16 protein-coding genes and 1 rRNA gene are annotated in these 20,008 nt (G+C 29.0%); 3 read left to right on the top strand and 14 right to left on the bottom strand.

Annotated features, from left to right (window positions below):
• The 3 genes from BLP75_RS13125 to BLP75_RS13115 all read right to left on the bottom strand — a co-directional run.
• Positions 1 to 171, bottom strand: a 16S ribosomal RNA gene (locus BLP75_RS13125); the annotation flags it as partial.
• Between the two features lie 328 nt (positions 172 to 499).
• The gene (locus tag BLP75_RS13120; RefSeq protein WP_092726754.1) at positions 500 to 1,870 is read right to left on the bottom strand and encodes a hypothetical protein; all 1,371 of its coding nucleotides are present in this window, start codon (positions 1,868 to 1,870) and stop codon (positions 500 to 502) included.
• A gap of 237 nt (positions 1,871 to 2,107) precedes the next feature.
• Positions 2,108 to 3,352, bottom strand: a complete 1,245-nt coding sequence (locus BLP75_RS13115) for a serine hydroxymethyltransferase (RefSeq protein WP_092726753.1) — start codon at positions 3,350 to 3,352, stop codon at positions 2,108 to 2,110.
• A 575-nt stretch (positions 3,353 to 3,927) separates the two neighbouring features.
• On the opposite strand from BLP75_RS13115, the gene BLP75_RS13110 reads away from it, so the two are divergent.
• Positions 3,928 to 4,716, top strand: coding sequence for a threonine/serine exporter family protein (locus BLP75_RS13110; RefSeq protein ID WP_092726751.1), 789 nt, complete (start codon positions 3,928 to 3,930; stop codon positions 4,714 to 4,716).
• Entirely contained in the window at positions 4,716 to 5,177 is a 462-nt protein-coding gene (locus tag BLP75_RS13105; RefSeq protein WP_092726749.1) for a threonine/serine exporter family protein, read from the top strand. The genes BLP75_RS13110 and BLP75_RS13105 overlap by 1 nt, the downstream gene beginning before the upstream one ends.
• Positions 5,178 to 5,323: 146 nt before the next feature.
• Here the strand turns inward: BLP75_RS13105 and BLP75_RS13100 are convergent, their stop codons facing one another.
• Positions 5,324 to 5,776: a SoxR reducing system RseC family protein gene (locus BLP75_RS13100; protein ID WP_092726748.1), complete on the bottom strand. Its 453-nt coding sequence runs from the start codon at positions 5,774 to 5,776 to the stop codon at positions 5,324 to 5,326.
• Positions 5,777 to 5,915: 139 nt separating this feature from the next.
• Complete coding sequence (locus BLP75_RS13095; RefSeq protein ID WP_092726746.1) at positions 5,916 to 6,209, bottom strand: metal-sensitive transcriptional regulator; 294 nt, start codon at positions 6,207 to 6,209, stop codon at positions 5,916 to 5,918.
• Positions 6,210 to 6,416: 207 nt separating this feature from the next.
• Between BLP75_RS13095 and BLP75_RS13090 the strand changes: the two genes are divergently transcribed.
• Positions 6,417 to 6,662: a small, acid-soluble spore protein, alpha/beta type gene (locus BLP75_RS13090; RefSeq protein ID WP_092726744.1), complete on the top strand. Its 246-nt coding sequence runs from the start codon at positions 6,417 to 6,419 to the stop codon at positions 6,660 to 6,662.
• 92 nt (positions 6,663 to 6,754) lie between these two features.
• Here the strand turns inward: BLP75_RS13090 and BLP75_RS13085 are convergent, their stop codons facing one another.
• The 9 genes from BLP75_RS13085 to recJ all read right to left on the bottom strand — a co-directional run bounded on the left by BLP75_RS13085 (position 6,755) and on the right by recJ (position 19,985).
• Positions 6,755 to 8,548: a hypothetical protein gene (locus BLP75_RS13085; RefSeq protein ID WP_092726742.1), complete on the bottom strand. Its 1,794-nt coding sequence runs from the start codon at positions 8,546 to 8,548 to the stop codon at positions 6,755 to 6,757.
• 224 nt (positions 8,549 to 8,772) lie between these two features.
• A complete protein-coding gene (aspS, locus tag BLP75_RS13080) occupies positions 8,773 to 10,563 on the bottom strand; it encodes an aspartate--tRNA ligase (RefSeq protein WP_092726740.1) in 1,791 nt (596 codons plus the stop codon).
• Positions 10,564 to 10,770: 207 nt separating this feature from the next.
• Positions 10,771 to 12,033: a histidine--tRNA ligase gene (gene hisS, locus BLP75_RS13075; protein ID WP_092726738.1), complete on the bottom strand. Its 1,263-nt coding sequence runs from the start codon at positions 12,031 to 12,033 to the stop codon at positions 10,771 to 10,773.
• Entirely contained in the window at positions 12,023 to 13,495 is a 1,473-nt protein-coding gene (gene hemZ, locus BLP75_RS13070) for a coproporphyrinogen dehydrogenase HemZ (RefSeq protein WP_092726736.1), read from the bottom strand. Before hemZ ends, hisS begins: the two co-directional genes overlap by 11 nt.
• Positions 13,496 to 13,555: 60 nt before the next feature.
• Positions 13,556 to 14,185, bottom strand: a complete 630-nt coding sequence (locus BLP75_RS13065) for an MBL fold metallo-hydrolase (protein ID WP_092726735.1) — start codon at positions 14,183 to 14,185, stop codon at positions 13,556 to 13,558.
• Between the two features lie 12 nt (positions 14,186 to 14,197).
• Positions 14,198 to 14,647 carry a D-aminoacyl-tRNA deacylase gene (gene dtd / locus BLP75_RS13060; RefSeq protein ID WP_092726733.1) on the bottom strand — a complete coding sequence of 150 codons (450 nt, stop codon included), beginning with the start codon at positions 14,645 to 14,647 and terminating at the stop codon, positions 14,198 to 14,200.
• A 10-nt stretch (positions 14,648 to 14,657) separates the two neighbouring features.
• Positions 14,658 to 16,871: a RelA/SpoT family protein gene (locus BLP75_RS13055; protein ID WP_092726731.1), complete on the bottom strand. Its 2,214-nt coding sequence runs from the start codon at positions 16,869 to 16,871 to the stop codon at positions 14,658 to 14,660.
• A 109-nt stretch (positions 16,872 to 16,980) separates the two neighbouring features.
• Positions 16,981 to 17,493: an adenine phosphoribosyltransferase gene (locus tag BLP75_RS13050; protein WP_092726729.1), complete on the bottom strand. Its 513-nt coding sequence runs from the start codon at positions 17,491 to 17,493 to the stop codon at positions 16,981 to 16,983.
• Between the two features lie 14 nt (positions 17,494 to 17,507).
• The gene (recJ, locus tag BLP75_RS13045; RefSeq protein WP_092726762.1) at positions 17,508 to 19,985 is read right to left on the bottom strand and encodes a single-stranded-DNA-specific exonuclease RecJ; all 2,478 of its coding nucleotides are present in this window, start codon (positions 19,983 to 19,985) and stop codon (positions 17,508 to 17,510) included.
• Positions 19,986 to 20,008: the final 23 nt, after the last annotated feature.

Genomic DNA, 20,008 nt, shown 5'->3' with positions numbered 1-20,008 from the left:
TATGTTATCCCGTATTAGCATACCTTTCGGTATGTTATCCGTGTGTACAGGGCAGGTTACCCACGCGTTACTCACCCGTCCGCCGCTCTCTTCCGAAGAAGATCGCTCGACTTGCATGTGTTAGGCACGCCGCCAGCGTTCATCCTGAGCCAGGATCAAACTCTCATATAAAAGTTGTCCATTGCTCAGCTAATCATTATCTGAATATCTGGCTTGGTTGTTTGTGTTTAATTCTATAAAGAATTATGTTTGTTTCTATAAATTAACCTACTGTTTAATTTTCAAAGTTCTTTTTTGTTGTCCTCTTTTCTTAAGGACAAGTAATACTATATCACCTATAATTAACATGGTCAATGCTTTTTTACAAAGTTTTTTATATTTTATTTCTTTAATCATATATTTCCCCATTTTCACAAAAAAATACAGGAATATTTTAATATCCTGTATTTTTATATACAAATATTATTTGAACTAAATTTTATTAACAAACTTAATTAAATCATAGTATAAATATAGCAACTATAGTTGTTACCGCAAGACCTATCATTACTGGTATAAAATTTCTCTTGCCTAACTCTACTGGGCTAACTCCACAAATAGCTGCTACTGCAATAAGTGACCACGGCACTATACAACCTCCACCTACCCATATAGCAGATATCTGACCTAATGCCGTAAGTGCACCTACATTAATATTTATAGCATTCCCAAATACAGCTGCTAACGATCCAGCCAAAGACATACCAGAAAATCCAGATCCATCTAACCCAGTTATTCCTCCAACAATAGTTTCAATCCCAGCTGCAGCAACTTTATTAAATGGTACTGCTTGAGATAATGCAACTCCTATATCTGATAATAATCCTTGTGATCCTTGCGGTAATACATCTCCAAATACTTTAACTATAGGAGCATCACCTAAATAGAAAAATGCCGCTATTGGAATAATTACAGCAAATACTTTTATTGCAAATGTAAAACCTTCTATTATATGTTCTGCAACCTTATCTAATGTTGTTTTAGGGTTATTCATAGTATTTATTATAATTAATAGTACACCAGCAGTACCTCCTAATAATGCAGACGCATCTCCACCTTTTAAATTAAATTTATACATTGCAACTATATCTAATATAAATCCTATAGCTACTAAAAGTACTGATATTTTTGCTTTTGGACCTATCTCCTTAGCTTCAAAATCTTTAGTTGTTGCTAATTCTTCGTCAAATACTCCATTTTTCAAATCTCGTCTTAACATATAAAAAGCAACTGATATTGTTACAATCCCCATTATCCAATATAAGATCATACCTTCTTTTATAACAGCCTCTACAGGTATACCTGCAGCTCCAGCCGTTATACTAGGCGCACCTTGAATAATAAAATCTGTAGATAGTGCTAATCCATGACCAAACAAATTCATCGCTACAGCTAATCCCATTGCAGGTAAACCTGATCTTAATGCTATTGGTAAAAATACAGCTCCTACTAATGCAGATGCTGGTGATGGCCAGAAAAACCAAGACATGAAAAACATTACAGTTCCAGCTACGAAAAATGCTGCAGTAGAACTTTTTATAGATTTAGAAAATGGCTTTACCATAAAATCAATTGCATTATTCTCTTCCAATGATTTTGATAATGCAACCATAATACCTATTATTAAAAGAACTGGACCTAGCTCTTCCAATGCTACTACAAAGGATGTAAATACTCCGGCTAAAGCACCTACCACACTTTTTTTATAAAACAAACCTAATAAAAATGTACCTATTATACAAGGTATTACACTTTCTTTTCTCATTATCATAGTAATCAATATAATGATCATGAATAAAATATAGATGTAGTGAGCTCCTGTTAATGCCAACTTTATCCCCCCTTAAGTTCTGATACAATCATTATATGAACTTTAAAGAAACTTGTTCCAGTTGCAGTGTCTATGTTATTTACTTAACTTTTTAAATTTGTTCGTAAACAAACTTAAATTATTCATTGTCTACTCTATAGACAATATTTCAAATGAAAAAAAAGATGAATATATAGTTATATCCACCTTTATTGTATGAGTCTGTTTAATTTTAATATTAAATTCTAAATCATCTTTTTAATTCATTAAATTATATTCTTCATATAATGGATATTTATTAGTTAGACTTATTACTAATTCTTTTGCCTTTTCTTCATTGTCATAAGTTAAACATAAATCTATAGCTTCAGCTATAATAACCATATCTTCTTCCTTCATTCCTCTAGTTGTAACTGCTGGTGTTCCTATTCTTACTCCACTTGTTACTATATATCCATTAGGATCATTAGGTATAGAATTTTTATTCACTGTTATATATGCTTCATCTAGTCTATGTTCAGCTTCTTTTCCTGTTATATTTTTATTCGTTAAATCTACTAATATTAAGTGATTATCACTACCTCCACTTAATAACTTAAACCCTCTCTTTGTAAGTTCTTCAGCCAAAGCCTTACAATTTTTAACTACTTGTTTTTGATATTCTTTAAATTCATCGCTTAATGATTCCTTAAAACAAACAGCCTTAGAAGCAATTATATGTTCAAGTGGTCCACCTTGTATTCCTGGGAATATCGCCTTATCTATAGCAGCAGCATATTTTTCTTTACAAAGTATAATACCTCCGCGAGGACCTCTTAATGTTTTATGAGTTGTACTTGTAACAAAGTCCGCTACTTCACATGGATTTTGATGAAGACCTGCTGCAACTAATCCTGCTATATGAGCCATATCTACCATAAGCATAGCGCCTACTTCATCAGCTATTTCTCTAAATTTTCTAAAATCTATTTCTCTAGGATAAGCACTTGCCCCTGCTACTATTAACTTTGGCTTTACTTCGTGTGCAACTTTTCTTACTTCTTCGTAATTTATAAGTCCATTTTCTTGACATATACCATATTCATGGAAATTAAAATATTTTCCTGATATATTTACAGGCGAACCGTGAGTTAAATGCCCTCCCTGTGATAAATTCATACCAAGAACAGTATCACCAGGGTTAAGGATAGCAAAATATACACCTAGATTTGCATTAGCACCTGAATGTGGTTGAACATTTGCATGCTCAGCATTAAATATTTTTTTCAATCTTTCTATAGCAATAGATTCCATTTCATCTATATGCATACATCCTCCATAATATCTTTTTTGAGGATATCCTTCAGCATATTTATTAGTTAAATGACTTCCCATAGTTTCCATAACTGGAATTGATACTATATTCTCTGAAGCTATAAGCTCTATATTTCTTTGTTGTCTTGTTAATTCTTTTTTCATACTCTCATAAATTTCTGGATCTGCTTTTTTTAAATTTTCAAACATAATAAACCCTCCTATAATAAAAGTTTATAATTTAGGAAAAATAAATTATAAAACAATAATTCTTTTTATAATTTATTCCTAAAAAAATCCCTTTAAAACTTAATTTTTTATGCTTAAGGATATTATGATACTTAATTTTCTGTTGATAACTCATGAAAGTAAGTTATATCAACAAATTGGTTTTAGGCATAAAAAACATTTTGAGCAACGGACGAAGTCGTTGGCGACATCAGCGAAGCGAATTTTTTATATAAATTAATTTTTATAATTTTTCAAAGTATTAAAGGGGAATATATTTATTAATTTAGAATATCTTTATGAAGTGGCTAATTTAAAAATTATATTTAATTTATAAATATATCAACATATATATATTCAAATTTTGTATAGTTTAATCCATATATTTTTAATTGTTTTGAATAAAGTAAATCAATATTTTTTGCAATTTAAAACTTTGTAAAATACAGGCTTGTGTTAATCTTTATTAATAATAAAAAATAATTTAATTTATTGATAACATCTAATGCAAAATTTGGTATAATCGTTATATTAATTTTTATTTGGAGGTATTTTGGATGGGTAACGAGTATAATCAAGAATACAAAAAAGATGTACTTCGATTAGCATTATTTTTAGGAGAGCTTATGCTTTCTAATGGTGCAGAAACTTATCGCGTTGAGGATAGCGTTTTGCGAGTTTGTAGGTCAAGAGGTTTTAAACATATAAATGTGTTTACTTCTCCTACTGTAATAATTATTTCCGATGAAAGATTTGATGGTCTTTCTTTTATGAAAACAATAAAAAGTAGATCGATAAACTTAAATAAAATATCATTATTGAATAATTTTTCAAGGGAATTTGTAACTAATACTGATATTTCAATTAACGATGCTATAAAGCAGTTAAAAGAATTAGGAGATGTTAGCTCTTATCCCCCTAATCTAGTCTATTTATGTACTGGATTAGCATCAGCATTCTTTGCATGCTTATTAGGTGGTAATAACATAGTTAATTTTATATTTACATCTATAACCTCAATACTTGCAGTTATTACTTATAAAAAAATAATGAAAATAAGTTCTATACCTGCGTTTTCAAGTTTAGTAGCATCTTTATTAATCGCATCGGCAGGAGTAATACTTACTCAATTAGGTTTATTGGATACTCCTAGAATGTTAATAGTAGGATCTATTATGCCATTGCTACCTGGAGTATCATTTATAAAAGGTATTCGTGATTTAATATCCGGAGATTTAATGTCTGGTGTTGCTCGTGCTTTTGATGCTGGTATGACAGCAATATCAATCGCTTGTGGCGTTGGACTGATATTAGATATTTGGCTTAGAGTTGGAGGTGTATTCTAATGACAGATATGCCAGTTTACATGCACTTTATTTATGCTGCATTGTCTACAGTTGGATTTTCAGTATTTTTTAATGCTCCAGTAGCATCATTAATTCCAGCAGGAATCACTGGTGGTGTTGGATGGGCTATATATTTCTATCTAATGACAACTACATCAAATTCAATACTTTCAAACTTCGTTGCCGCATTAGTTGTTTCTTTATTTAGTGAAATATTAGCTAGAAAATTAAGACATCCAGCAATATTATTTGTAATTCCAGGTATTATACCATTAGTTCCAGGACTTGGTATGTACAACACAATGCTATTTCTAGTTCAAAAAAATTACGATATGGCAATATCTACTGGTGCTGATGTACTGTTTGTTGGAGGTGCAATAGCATTAGGTGTTTTAGTTATAACTTCATTAGCTAGAACTATTAGTATTTTTAAGATAAAGAAAAAATTAAATTCACAGTGACTGATTACAATCATTGAAAAATTAGAGTTTATTACGCAAACAAATTCTAATTAAAATTACTAAAAAAATATTATTTCATAAAAAATAGCCCTCTCTAACAATCCTATTAGAGTTGGCTATTTTTTATTACAGATGAACAGTCAATATTATAGTTTAATTTCTGAACCACCTTTTAGTACTACTTCGGTTACAATAGGTATGTATTCTCTACTGTCTCTAAACTTACTATCATTCTTCTTTAAAATTAAAAAGGCTAGTAACATTAGAATTAATCCCATCATGCCGCTAAGCAATTCTACATTTCCATTAAATGATATTGAATCAAGTATGAAATATGTAGTAATAGTTCCAACTAATAAAAATAATAAAGGTAACATATATACTATTGCAGCTGCCTTTAATACATTAACAGTTTCCATATTAACTTTAACTCTATCCCCAACTTGTGCTCCTATAGTATTATCCACTTCAACTATAATATCTTTTTTTTCTGAAGTTGTAGCACATTTACCGCAAGATGCACAAGCAGAATGTCTTTGCATTTTTAATTTAGCTGTTTTCTTGTCCACAATGTCTACAATATAGCCTTGTTGTTCCAAAAAAATCCCCCCCATTTTTTATTTACTTGTATATTAATATATATTTTTTACAAATAACTAACCTTATTTATATGCTAATTATAATATTAACTATTTTAACTATAATATAGCTCAATTTAATTTTTAAAATTTATATAACTTACTTAGTAAACTTATTTATAGTGCTCATAAGCTCATCTATCATATTTTCTGTACCTTCTACATCTCCATTTTTTAAACTCTCAGAAACACACCCCTTTATGTGATTTTCTAAAATAATAGTTCCAACTTTATTAATAGCGGATCTTATTGCAGATATTTGGATTAATATATCTACACAGTATCTCTCATCATCCACCATTTTTTGAATTCCCTTTACTTGACCTTCTATTCTCTTAAGTCTCTTCATAAGAGCGTCTTTATCATTTTTTTCTGATAAATGCTTTTCTTCCATAGTTTCACCTCATATTTATCTGATATTAATATTATAACTTATTTTTAAAAAACCTTACATAATAGTTATAATTTTATTTAATCTTGTTATAAATTTATTGTATTTTGTTCATTCTAAAAATATAAGCTTTAAAATATTAATTTAGTTACATCAATATTTATTTAATAAGTATTTTAGAAATTTATTATATTAAAAGGAGATATTTATATGGATAATCAATCTAAAATGAATGCGAAACAAGCTTTAAATAATATGAAAATGGAGATAGCTAATGAATTAGGTTATAACTATAATTCAGAAACTAATAAGATAGAAAGCAATGCACCTCAAGGAACGTTAGAAGGTGCTGCTAAAAACGTTCTTGCTGGTGAAGAAGTCGGAGGATTAGCAACTAGAAAATTAGTTGAAATGGGAGAAGAAATATTACTAAATGAATATAACAATAAAAATTAACTTTATTAAAATGTATTAAATATTTTGCATTATCATTATAAAATAATAAAAACGTGTAGTTATTCTCTACACGTTTTTTTATATAAAAAACATTACTTATGCTCTTGAAAGTATACTTTCTCGCTATAAGAAATTAAATCATTATATTCTTCCTTGGAGTATGTATCGCTCTTTAGTGCGAATTCTGAAAGGTTTGTTTCTATCCAATGTTCATCAAACTCATTCTTGGTCTTTGCTGAAGCATAGAAAGTTCTACAGTCTGGACAAGTAAACATATTGTGAACTAATAATTTTTCAATATTTTTATAAACGGTATAGACACCAGATACTTTAAGTTGATATAAAACCATTTTTTCACATCTGGGACAGACATAATGAGATTTATTATATAAGGAATCATTATATAATAAACTAGGAAAGCTTTCATAGTCTAAACGTGCTTCTCTACAAGATTCAATCCCTCTAATTGTGCCTATCCAATCTATATCTTTTAAAAATAATCTTCTCTGTTTTAATTCCTCAATCCATCTATGATTTACTCTTTTTATTTCTTCTTCACTTGTGTTTGATATTATTTCTTTTATGTTTATAATTCGTTTATTTATATTATTTATAAATGATTTATAACTACCCTCTGTAGTAAATATATTTTCAATCATTTCTAAATTTATTTTTTCTAAGTCTGAGTAAGATATAGGAGATAGTGGTATTAAATCTAATTCAAGTTTAAACATATTTACATCTCTAGTATCCTCTATAACGTCTTCTTCACTATACTCAAATCTATAAATATTTTGTATTAGGTTATTATATATTTCATAAAAGCTAAAAATTTTCTTTTTCTTATCTTTATCATATGAATAAAATTCATTTATATCAACTAATAAGTTTCCATTCGGATAATGAATGTAATTCTTAAAATTTTCTTTAAATACTTCACTGATAGCTAATAAACTTACCATCATTTCCCACTCATTATTTAAAGTTAACATTCTAGGTCTTCTACCTACCATACAAATTAAATCTTTAGCAATTTTAGTATCAGATGATCCTTCAATATAATTTAAAATCTCACATTCAACTTCCTTGCTATATACTTGATTGCTTAATTTTATATCAACCTTATTTATATTTATTTTAAGTCCAAAGCTTACAATGCCTCCACCTAACACCTCTACCACTTGGCTAGTATAAACATTACCTTTATCTATTTCTATAATTAACTGATTTGATAATTCCTCTTCAATAAATCCTAATTTATTATTATCTTTATCATAGACAGCAATAGTACAATACTTATTTTCATTATCATACTCTTTTACTAATCTAGTTACGTCACCTTTTTTCATATTAGAAATTAATTCTTGCCTATCATCAAAGGTAACATCAATAACCTCAGTTATAAGTTCATCTGATAAATGCGAAAATAATGAATCTAGTTTAATTTTTTTCTTTTGTGAAGGCTTCGGTGTTCCTTTAATTATTCTAGCTTGCAATTCCTTTTGAGAATTTGATGTTTTTGTTATTTCTAAGACTTCTCCATAGTAATTTAGGCCTGCATTAATTCTAGGAGCCAATATATCTGTTACATCTTTATTACATTTTCCTATGTATTCATTATTTTCATTGTAAACCTCTATAATCTCTTTGCTTTGATTTTCAATTTTACTTACTAATAATAGTATCTCGTTATTTTTCATTTGATTTATAATTTCATTAACTTTATTTGATTCTTCTAATTCAATATACGTTATAAGTGAATCTATATTTTCTAAGTTAGATATATTTACTTTTTTATTTACATTGTTGTAGGCGTTATTTGACTTAGAATTATTGTTCTTGTCATGAAAATTTCGTCTTCCTAAGAGTTTTTTTATCATACCCATCAAACATCTTCCCTTCTATCCTTATATATATGTCCTAGTATATCGCATATTTATACCATATTTTACATATTTCTTGAATTTATTATTTATAATATAATTACACCTCTTACAAAAAACTAATAAAGCATTATACTCTAATTTTCCTTAAGCATAAAAAAGTACCTACTGAATTAGTAGGTACTTTTTAACTGATAAATATTTTATCAATTTATATTAATCTAAAATTATTCTTTGTCTGCTATTTCAACTTTTATACTTAATTCTTCTAATTGAGTATCTTCAGCAACAGCTGGAGCATTTGTCATAGGGCAAACAGCACTTTGGTTTTTAGGGAATGCTATAACATCTTTTATGTTAGTAGTTCCAGCTAATATCATTACAAGTCTATCAAGACCAAATGCTATACCAGCATGAGGAGGAGTTCCGTACTTGAATGCATCAAGTAAGAATCCAAACTTCTCTTGAGCTTCTTCTTCAGAGAATCCTAAAGCTTTGAACATTTTTTGTTGAACGTCAGCGTTAAATATTCTAACACTTCCTCCACCTACTTCATATCCATTTATAACTATATCATAAGCCTTAGCTCTTAAAGATGCTTTATCATCACCATTTAATCTTTCTATGTCTTCATCTAATGGAGATGTGAATGGGTGATGCTTAGCTATCATTCTTCCTGTTTCTTCATCTTCTTCAAATACAGGGAATTCAGTTACCCATAACATGTTGTAAACATTGCTATCTAATAAGTTAAGTCTTCTTGCAACTTCAAGTCTAACTTGTCCTAGAGCATCAAATACTACTGAGTTTTTGTCAGCAACAAATAGTAATAAGTCACCAGCTTCAGCATTCATTCTATCAAGTATAGCTGTCATTTCTTCTTCATTGAAGAATTTAGCTATTGGAGAAGTAACTTCTCTATTTTCGCCTATTCTCATCCAAGCAAGACCTTTAGCTTTATAAGTCTTAGCATGATCTTCTATTTTACTTAATTGTTTTTTACTTATTGCTTCACTTTGTCCTTTAACATTTATACCTCTAACACTCATACCATCTTTAGTAGCATTAGCAAATACTCCAAATCCACAGTTTGCTACTATATCAGATATATTAGTTAATTCATATCCAAATCTAGTATCAGGCTTATCTGAACCGTATCTTTCCATAGCTTCAGCATATGTCATAACTGGAAGTGGTAATTGAACATCTACATTTATAGTTTCTTTAAATATAGTTTGAACCATTTTTTCCATTATAGCCATAACATCTTCTTGTTCAACGAAAGACATTTCACAGTCTATTTGAGTAAACTCTGGTTGTCTGTCAGCTCTTAAGTCTTCATCTCTGAAACACTTAACTATTTGGAAGTATCTATCCATACCACTTACCATTAATAATTGTTTAAATAATTGTGGTGATTGTGGTAATGCATAGAATTTACCTTCGTTAACTCTACTTGGTACTAAGTAGTCTCTAGCGCCTTCTGGAGTTGGCTTTATTAAGAAAGGTGTTTCTATTTCAAAGAAATTATTTGAAGATAAGTAGTTTCTAACTATGTTAGCAACTCTACTTCTTAACATTAAAGTCTTTTGCATAGATGGCTTTCTTAAATCTAAGTATCTATACTTTAATCTTAATTCTTCTGATACATTGTCATCATCTTTTATGTATATTGGTGGTGTTTCCGATTTATTTAATAATCTAAGTTCAGTTGCGAATATTTCTATATCACCAGTTGGCATGTTAGGATTTTTAGAACTTCTTTCTGCAACCTTCCCTTTAACAGCTATAACATACTCTGATCCTAATTTTTCAGCTTTAGCGAAAGCTTCTGCATTAACATCAGTATCGAATATTATTTGACATAATCCACTTCTATCTCTTAAGTCAACGAATACTAATCCACCTAAGTTTCTTTTCTTTTGTACCCATCCCATAAGTACAACTTCTTCATCAATGTTTGATTCTCTTAAGTCCCCACAATAGTGAGTTCTTTTTAATCCGTTTAGAGTTTCCATTATCTACCCTCCAGGTCTTTATTTTAATTCGATTATACACCTATTATTTCTTAATATCAAAAATATGTCAATAAATGAGAAATAATTTATAATCTATCTAAACACAATTTAAAGTTATTTTTACCTATATTAAGTAAAAATAACTTTAAATTTCTTAATTATATATATTTATTATTTAGACTTATAAATTTTAAATTGAATTTATAATTATAGTCTATTTTTTAGCTCTGTTACTATTTCACTTAATTTTATAGTAGTTTGTTGTGATGCAGCCATGTCTTTAAGAGTTACACTATCATTAGCTAATTCATCATCACCTATAACTATAGTAAATTTAGCATTTATTTTATCAGAATACTTAAATTGAGCTTTCATACTTCTATCTAAGTGGTCTGCATCTGCACTTATATGATTAGTTCTTAGATCTTTTAATATTTTAAAGCTTTTTACTTTAGCAGCTTCTCCTAAAGTGGCTATGAATATATCTGTTGATTTAGGATTTGGTATTTCTATGTTGTTATTTTCCATCGTTAATAATAGTCTTTCAGCTCCTATAGCAAAACCTATACCACTAACACCTTTAGGTCCTCCTAATTGTTCAACAAGCCCATCATATCTTCCACCACCACAAACAGTACTTTGTGAACCTATATCATTAGATATTATTTCAAATGCAGTTTTTTTGTAGTAATCTAAACCTCTAACTATAGTTTTATCAACTACAAAGTTTATCTCCATTTCTTTTAAGTACTCTTGTAACTTTCCAAAATGATCCTTACAATCATCACATATATGATCTATCATAAATGGTACATCTTTTAAATTTTCTTGACAGTTAGGATTTTTACAATCTATAACTCTCATTGGATTTTTATCTTTTCTTTCTAAGCAAGTTTCACATAATACATCACTCTTAGCATCAAGGTATTCTTTTAACTTAGCATTATATTCAGCTCTACAAGTTGGACATCCAACAGAGTTTACACTTACTGCTAAATCTTTAAGACCAACTTCATTGAAAAATTGTACTGCTAAAGCTATAACTTCAGCATCTAATGATGGCTTATCACTACCTAAAGCTTCTATCCCAAATTGATGGAATTGTCTTTGTCTACCAGCTTGTGGTCTTTCATATCTAAAGCAAGGTGTTATATAAAATAACTTAGTTGGTTGAGTATCAGCATGTAATTTATTTTCTATAAATGCTCTAACTACACCAGCAGTACCTTCTGGCTTTAAAGTTATATCTCTTTCACCTTTATCAGTGAATGAGTACATTTCTTTTTGTACTATATCTGTAGTGTCTCCAACACTTCTTTTAAATAGCTCTGTATGTTCAAATACTGGAGTCCTCATTTCTTCATATCCAAATAGTGCACAAACTTCTCTAAATTTATTCTCAACATAATTCCATTTGTATGCATCTTTTGGAGTTATATCCTTAGTTCCTCTTGGAGCTTTAGTTAACATTTTGGTAAATCTCCTTTCTCTTTCTTTCAATCATTTCATCTACTCTATCTATATATTGTTCAACGTTCTTTACGTTTTCTACTCTTTCAATTCTATCTTCATCAACATATACAAATTTTGAAATAGACCCTGCACCTAATGCATAGTTGCTTTGCTTCTCCTCCATTATTTGTATATTGTAAATACACTCATATCCTTCTTTAGCATAACCTATGTTTTCTAAATTTCCTAACATATGTTTTTGACGATACATGTAATATGGATTTAATCCCATATTTTTAGCATATTCCATTGATAAATCTATCATTTTTATCATTTCTTCATATCTTGTAAGCTCATATTTATCTAAGTTTTCTTTTAATGAAGATGCTCTCTTAACAGCTAATGTGTGAACTGTTAAACTCTCTGGAGAAAGCTTTTTAATTTCTTCTAAAGTATTTCTAACCATCTCTAAATCTTCATCAACTAAACCTAATATAAGATCCATATTTATATTATCAAATCCAATTTCTCTTGCCATATTAAAACAATCAATAATATCTGCTACACTATGATCTCTACCTATTTTTTGTAGTGTCTCATCGTTCATAGTTTGAGGATTTATACTTATTCTACTTACATTATGCTTTTTAAGAACTTCTAGTTTTTCCCTAGTTATCGAATCTGGTCTACCTGCCTCTACCGTAAACTCTTTAATAGTACTTAAATCTAATTCTTTATATAAAGCATTAATTAAAGTATCTAAATCTTCATGTTCTAGAGCTGTAGGAGTTCCTCCTCCAATATATAAAGTTTCTATTTCTTTATTAGTATCTTTAAGTATTTTTGCCATACCTTTTATTTCTAGTATTAACTTCTCTACGTATTCTTTTCTTAAGTGTCCAAATTGCTTTAAAGGATTTGCAGGGAATGAGCAGTAATAGCATCTAGTTGGGCAAAATGGAATTCCTACATATAAAGAAATTTTATTTTTATCTATAGGATAAATAAATACTCTTTCTCTTTTAGCTATTTCTAATGCTAAATCTATTTTTTCATCCATTATAAAATACTTTTCTTTAAGAATTTCTCTTATTTCTTCATCAGATTTTTGTTCATCTAATAAAGTATGAACAATTTTAACCGGTCTAATTCCAGTAAGTATACCCCAAGGAACATAAGTATGTAGTCTATTTTGTAGTACCTTAAACATACTTCTTTTTATACACTCTTTAGTAACTTTTTTTATTTCTTGTTCACTTAGACCACCGATTTTAACATGGTCAGCAAATTCAAATTTTAATTCATAGTTTTCATAGTACTTAGTTTTAGAAATTACATTATCATTGTAAACATAAAGCACATTTTCTAACATCCTACCAAAACTTTTTTGTTCTATAAATTCGAAGGTAGTAGTAAATAATTTTATCAACTCAGCTACTTCATATTTATAATCATGTCCTTTTAAAATTACACCTATCATAATTTGCTCCTTTTTTATAGTAGTAACATGTTAACTAGGAGCAGTAAGTAATATTGTATATTATCTGCTCATATATGGATTAGTCATTTTTTCTACACCTAATGTAGAGTGAGGACCATGACCAGGATATATTACTACATTATCTTCATATTTTGATATTTTTTTAAGTGATTTTTCTATTTGCTTATAGTCACCGCCATATAAGTCCGTTCTTCCTATACTTCCAGCAAATAAAGTATCTCCTGTAAACATTTCATTTCCAACTCTTATGCACATACATCCTTTAGTATGTCCTGGAGTATGTAGAAATGTTAATTTTAAGTTTCCTAATTCTAATTTATCCTTATCTTTAACATATATATCTGCATCAAGCTCTTGAGGCCCACAATGCATCATATTACTTAGATTTTTCTTCTTGTCTAAAAGTAGTTCTTTTTCATCATGATGAGCAATTACTTTTGCATTAGTTCTTTCTTTTATGTATTTAACTGCACCTATATGATCACCATGACCATGAGTAAGTATTATATATTCTAAAATCAACCCATTGTTTTTTATATAACTTAAAACCTTTGATTCTACATTTGCACCTAAGCCTGGATCTATTACAGCACATTTTTTACTTTCATCGTCACTTAAAATATATATATTCTCACCAAAATTTGGTTCAACAAACTTCTCTATCTTCATTTTAAATCCCCCTTAGAAACTTTTATTTGATTCTAACAGTATAGTAACAGGACCATCATTAGTTAAGTCTACCATCATATGAGCACCAAACTCTCCTGTGCCCACTACTACATCTTGATCCTTAGCTTTTTTTATAAATTCTTCATATAAAGGTATCGCTACATCTGGTCTTGCAGCATTTGAAAAACTTGGTCTTTTTCCTTTTCTACAATCACCGTATAAAGTAAATTGAGATACTACTAATAGTTCTCCACCTACATCTTTTAAAGATAAATTCATTTTCTCATTTTCATCTTCAAAAATTCTTAGATTTAAAATTTTATCTATCATATAATCTACATCTTTAGATGTATCTTCATGAGTTACTCCTAACAAAACAAGTAATCCTTTACTTATTTCTCCAGTTACATTTTCATCTACTGTAACTTTAGAAGAAGATACTCTTTGAACTACTGCTCTCATATCTTACCTCCTAATTTACTACTCTATATATATCTTCTACACCTGGTATAGATTTTATTTTTTTCATTAATAGTGTTAATTCATCTATGTTGTTAACTTCAACTAATAAGTTAACACTTACTATGCTATCTTTTCCTTTTCTAGCATTTATACCATTTAAACTCACTTTATCTATTGCTACCATATGAGTTATATCATTTATTATACCTTTTCTGTCAACTGCTCTTATTTGAATTTCTGCTTCAAATTTAGACTTGTTAGCATCACTCCATGAAACTTCAAGTAATCTATTTTGGAAGAAATCACCATTGCTATTTGCATTTGGGCAGTCTGCTCTATGTATAGCAACACCTCTTCCTTTAGTAACATATCCAACAATATTATCACCTGGAAGAGGATTACAACATTTAGCAAATCTAACTAATATATTGTCTAATCCTTTTACAACTATTCCTTGAGAGTTGTTTTTTCTTTTTTTCTTATACTCTTGATCACTTAAGTTATGGTTTTTAAAATCTTCTGGCTGATTTGCTAGTTGATCTTTTTGTATTTTTTTCGCTTCTTTTTCATAAAGTTCTCTCACCTTAGAAACTACTTGCGATGCCATTATACCACCGTATCCAATTGTAGCAATTAAATCTTCTACACTTGGTTGATTGAAGGTTTTAGCAATATGTTGCATATGTTTATCTATAGATGGATCTTTTGTTGGCAAGCTATATTTCTTAAATTCTCTTTCTAATATTAAGCTTCCACGTTCTATATTTTCTTCTCTTCTTTCCTTTTTAAACCATTGTCTTATTCTACTTTTGGCATTAGGAGTTTTAACTATACTTAGCCAGTCTCTACTTGGTCCATTAGAATTAGCTGAAGTTAATATTTCAACTATATTCCCATTTTGAAGTTTGTAATCAATAGTTACTATTCTTCCATCAATTTTAGCTCCAACACATTTGTTACCTACATTAGTATGAACTCTATAAGCAAAATCTATAGGTGTTGCTCCTGCTGGAAGTTCTATAACATCTCCCCTTGGAGTAAATACATAAACTTGACTACTAAATACATCTTCTTTAAGTGCGTCTAAAAACTCTTGTGGATCTTTTAAGTCTTTTTCCCATTCCATCATTTGTCTTAGCCATTTAAGCTTTTCTTCTATATTTTGCTTACTTCCTTCAGCTGATTTACCTTCTTTATATTTCCAGTGAGCTGCTATTCCGTATTCAGCTATTCTATGCATTTCTTTAGTTCTTATTTGAATTTCTACAGGATCTCCATCTGGACCTATCACCGTTGTATGTAAACTTTGATACATATTTGGTTTAGGCATTGCTATATAGTCTTTAAATCGACCAGGGATAGGCTTCCATAATGTATGTACCATTCCAAGTACAGCATAACAATCTTTTACAGTATCTACTATTATTCTAACTGCAGTTAAGTCATAGATTTCTTCAAAACTTTTATGCTTATTATTCATCTTGCTATATATACTGTAAAAATGTTTTGGTCTACCATATACATTATATGAAATATTAACGCTTTTTAACTTTTCATCAAGCATTTCAAGTACATTTTCAATATATGCTTCCCTCTGGCTTCTTTTTTTAGCTACTTTTTCAACTAAATCATAATATCCTTCTGGATCTATATATCTTAAAGCTAAGTCTTCTAACTCCCACTTTATCATAGATATACCTAATCTATTCGCTATTCCACCATAAATCTCTAGAGTTTCTTTAGCTTTAGCCTTAGCCTTTTCAGGAGGCATAAATTTTAAAGTCCTCATATTGTGTAATCTATCAGCTAATTTTATAAGTATGACTCTTATATCTTTAGCCATTGCTAAAAACATTTTTCTTAGATTTTCAGCTTGTGTTTCCTCTTTTGATTGATACTTAATTTGTCCAAGTTTTGTTACCCCATCTACTAAGTTAGCTACTTCTTGTGAGAACTCTCTTTCTATATCTTCATATGTGTAATCCGTATCTTCAACAACATCGTGTAAAAGTCCCGCTACTATAGTTTCTATATCAAGTTCCATGTCACTAAGTATATTAGCAACAGCTATTGGATGTATAAAATAAGGTTCCCCTGATTTTCTAAACTGTCCTTCATGAGCACTTTTTCCAAAGTAATAAGCTTTTTCCACTAAACTAACATCTGCATTAGGTGCATAACTTTTTATTTTATCAATTAGTTCTTGTAATTGTTTATCATGCATAATACCACCTATTTTAAGTATGAAATTCGCATTTCTGCGTTAATTATATCTAAAATTCTCTTTTCGTTATACTAAAATAGTTGGTATGATACCAACTATTTATATGTTATTAGTATTTGATTAGAGAATTAACATTATATTGAGTTAATTTATCTCTTCCATTTAAAAACTCTAGTTCTATTAAGAATTGCATAGAAACAACTTCTCCACCTAACTTTTCTATAAGCTTAGCAGCAGCTTCCATAGTTCCTCCAGTTGCTAATAAATCATCTACTATTGCAACTCTTTGACCTGGCTTTATAGCATCTTTGTGTATTTCTAGCGTATCAGTTCCATATTCTAATCCGTAGTTATAGCTTTCTACTTCATGAGGTAATTTTCCTGGTTTTCTAACAGGAACAAATCCTATTCCCATTCCATAAGCAACAGGTGTACCCATTAAGAATCCTCTTGCCTCTGGCCCTACTATTACATCTACATTTTTATCTTTTAAATCCTTTATAAATTCATCTATTGTAAATTTAAAAGCTTCTCCATCTTGCATTAATGTTGTTATGTCTTTGAAGTTTATACCTTCTTTTGGGAAATTTTCTACTTCTCTTATTACTTTTCTTAAATCCATTTTTTGGACTCCTCCTAATAGCTTTCTTTGTATTCTTTGCTCAACTCTTTCAAATTTTTAAGTATCTTACTTTCATCTAAGTTTAGCTTTTCATTTGGTTTTGGTAATATATTTATATAAATAGATTTTATATTTAATATTTCATCATATTTAAATCCAAAATCTAGTAATGACAATTCTTTAAATACTTTTATTATCGCAAATAGCTTTAGAGGTATCATATTAAATACCTTTTTTATGTCCTTTAAATTGATTTCTATATTTTTTTGGCTTAAAGCTATTTTATATACTGAAATGAACTCTTCTCGATCTAAAACTAAGTTATTTACAATATTTTTTAAGTAAATTAAATCCGTTTGGCTATAATATTTGATAATTGAAGTTTCATTATTCGCGTTCGTGCATAAATACGAATAATCGCCTTTATTATACAAATAATCATAAAGAATAATATTATTATATCTTTTTATGTCTATTTTATCAATATTTGGAGAAAATATAAGTTGTAGTTTATCATTATTACTAGTAAAATTATTATAACTAACTTCAAATTCTCCACAAATTTCCTCATCAACTAATGATATATCTGATAGTGCATTATAAAATCCATTAACTGTATTTGCTATAATTAAGGTATTCTTAGTTATATGTTCAAATATATTTATATTTTTATTTCCATTTAAGGCTTCCTCTATATTAGATGCATTCATTTTATTGCAAATAGCATCTTCATCTACATCATTTAACTTGTATAAGTTGTCTATATCGGGAATAATTTTTTCAAATAATTCTATTGAATCCTCATTTAAGCTTGTATTTTTAGGATGTGATAACCTCATATCTTTTAATAAAAATTGGACACTACGATTGCCCATAAAATTATTTTCATCTAGTTGGAATAGTACATCTACTTTATCACCTGTATTAAATCCACCTTTTAAATATGCCATATTAAAGCCTATACAGTCATATGATTTCTCTTTTTCTATGGTAAACTTCAGATGCTGCTTGTTTTTACCTATAGCCATTATATTTTTAAGTATTGCATCTCGAACTATAAATCGAGGATTTGGATTGCTTAGCCCAAACGGTTCTAATTTATGAAGTTCTTCTACTAAGTCTAAATTTATTGCATGTTCTTCTAATTCAAACTCAACTTTTATATTTTCAATTAAATCATCTTCACTTAATTCGTATTGGGCAAACTTATTTACTTCTCTTGAAAGTTGTTCCACCTTATCAGAGTCCAACCCTAAACCTGCAGCTTGCTCATGACCACCAAATTTATTTAGTAAATCTTTACACCTAACTAGAGCATCAAATATGCTAAATCCTTTTATAGATCTTGCTGAACCAGTAGCTTCTCCATCTTCTATAGTTAATAATATTGTTGGCTTATAATACTTTTCAGTTAATTTAGATGCAACTATACCTATTATTCCATGTTGCCATCCTTCTTTAGCTATAACTAAAACTTTATCACTTTTATATCTTTCATTAGATTCTATGATAGCTTCTGCTTCTTGATACATCTTAGCTTCTATTAATTGTCTTTCATTATTTTTCTCTTCTAGTATATTAGCTATCTCTTTAGCTTTTTCAATTGACTTAGTAGTGAATAATTCTACGCCCAGCTTTGAATATCCCAGTCTACCTGATGCGTTTATTCTTGGGCCTATAGCAAATCCTATGTGTGAAGATCCTATTTTATCACTTTCTACTCCGCAAACTTTTATAAGTTCTTTTAATCCTATATTTTTGCCTTCTGACATAAGTTTTAAACCATTTTTTACAATAATTCTATTTTCGTCTACCAATGGAACTATATCACAAATTGTAGCTAGAGTTACTATTTCTAAATAATTATATAAACTAGTTTTAAATTCTTCTTTTGGTGTAAGTGCTTGAATAAGTTTGAAAGCCACACCACATCCACATAGCATGTCAAAAGGATAATTACAATCATCTTGTTTTTGATTTATAACAGCATATGCATTAGGAATTTCACTTTGGCATTCATGGTGATCTGTTATTATAACATCAATACCTAGCTCATTTGCTAAATCAACTTCTTTAACTGATGTAATACCACAGTCTACACTTATAATAAGGTCGCATCCTTGTGAATGTATGTTTTTTATAGCATCTTCATTTATTCCGTATCCTTCTTCTAATCTATTTGGTATGTAATAATTAATTGGATAATTTATAGAATCAAAGTATATACATAATATAGATGTTGAAGAAACCCCATCTACATCATAGTCTCCATATATCCATATTCTTTCTTTATTTTCAATTGCTATATTTATTCGCTCTACAGATTTTTTCATATCTTTCATTAAGAAAGGATCTCTAAGATAATCTAGCGATGGATTCATAAATATTTCGGCATCTTTTTCATTGTCTATTTTCCTATTTTTCAATATTTGACTAATTTCCGGGGAAATTTTTAGCTTATTACTCAATTCGTCTGTTTTTACACTCCCCATGTGTTTTAATGTCCATTTTTTAT

The sequence above is a fragment of the Romboutsia lituseburensis DSM 797 genome, assembly GCF_900103615.1.
Lineage (GTDB): Bacteria > Bacillota > Clostridia > Peptostreptococcales > Peptostreptococcaceae > Romboutsia_F > Romboutsia_F lituseburensis.
Note: the sequence above shows the minus strand (reverse complement) of the source record. Positions and strands in the feature narration are given on the sequence as shown.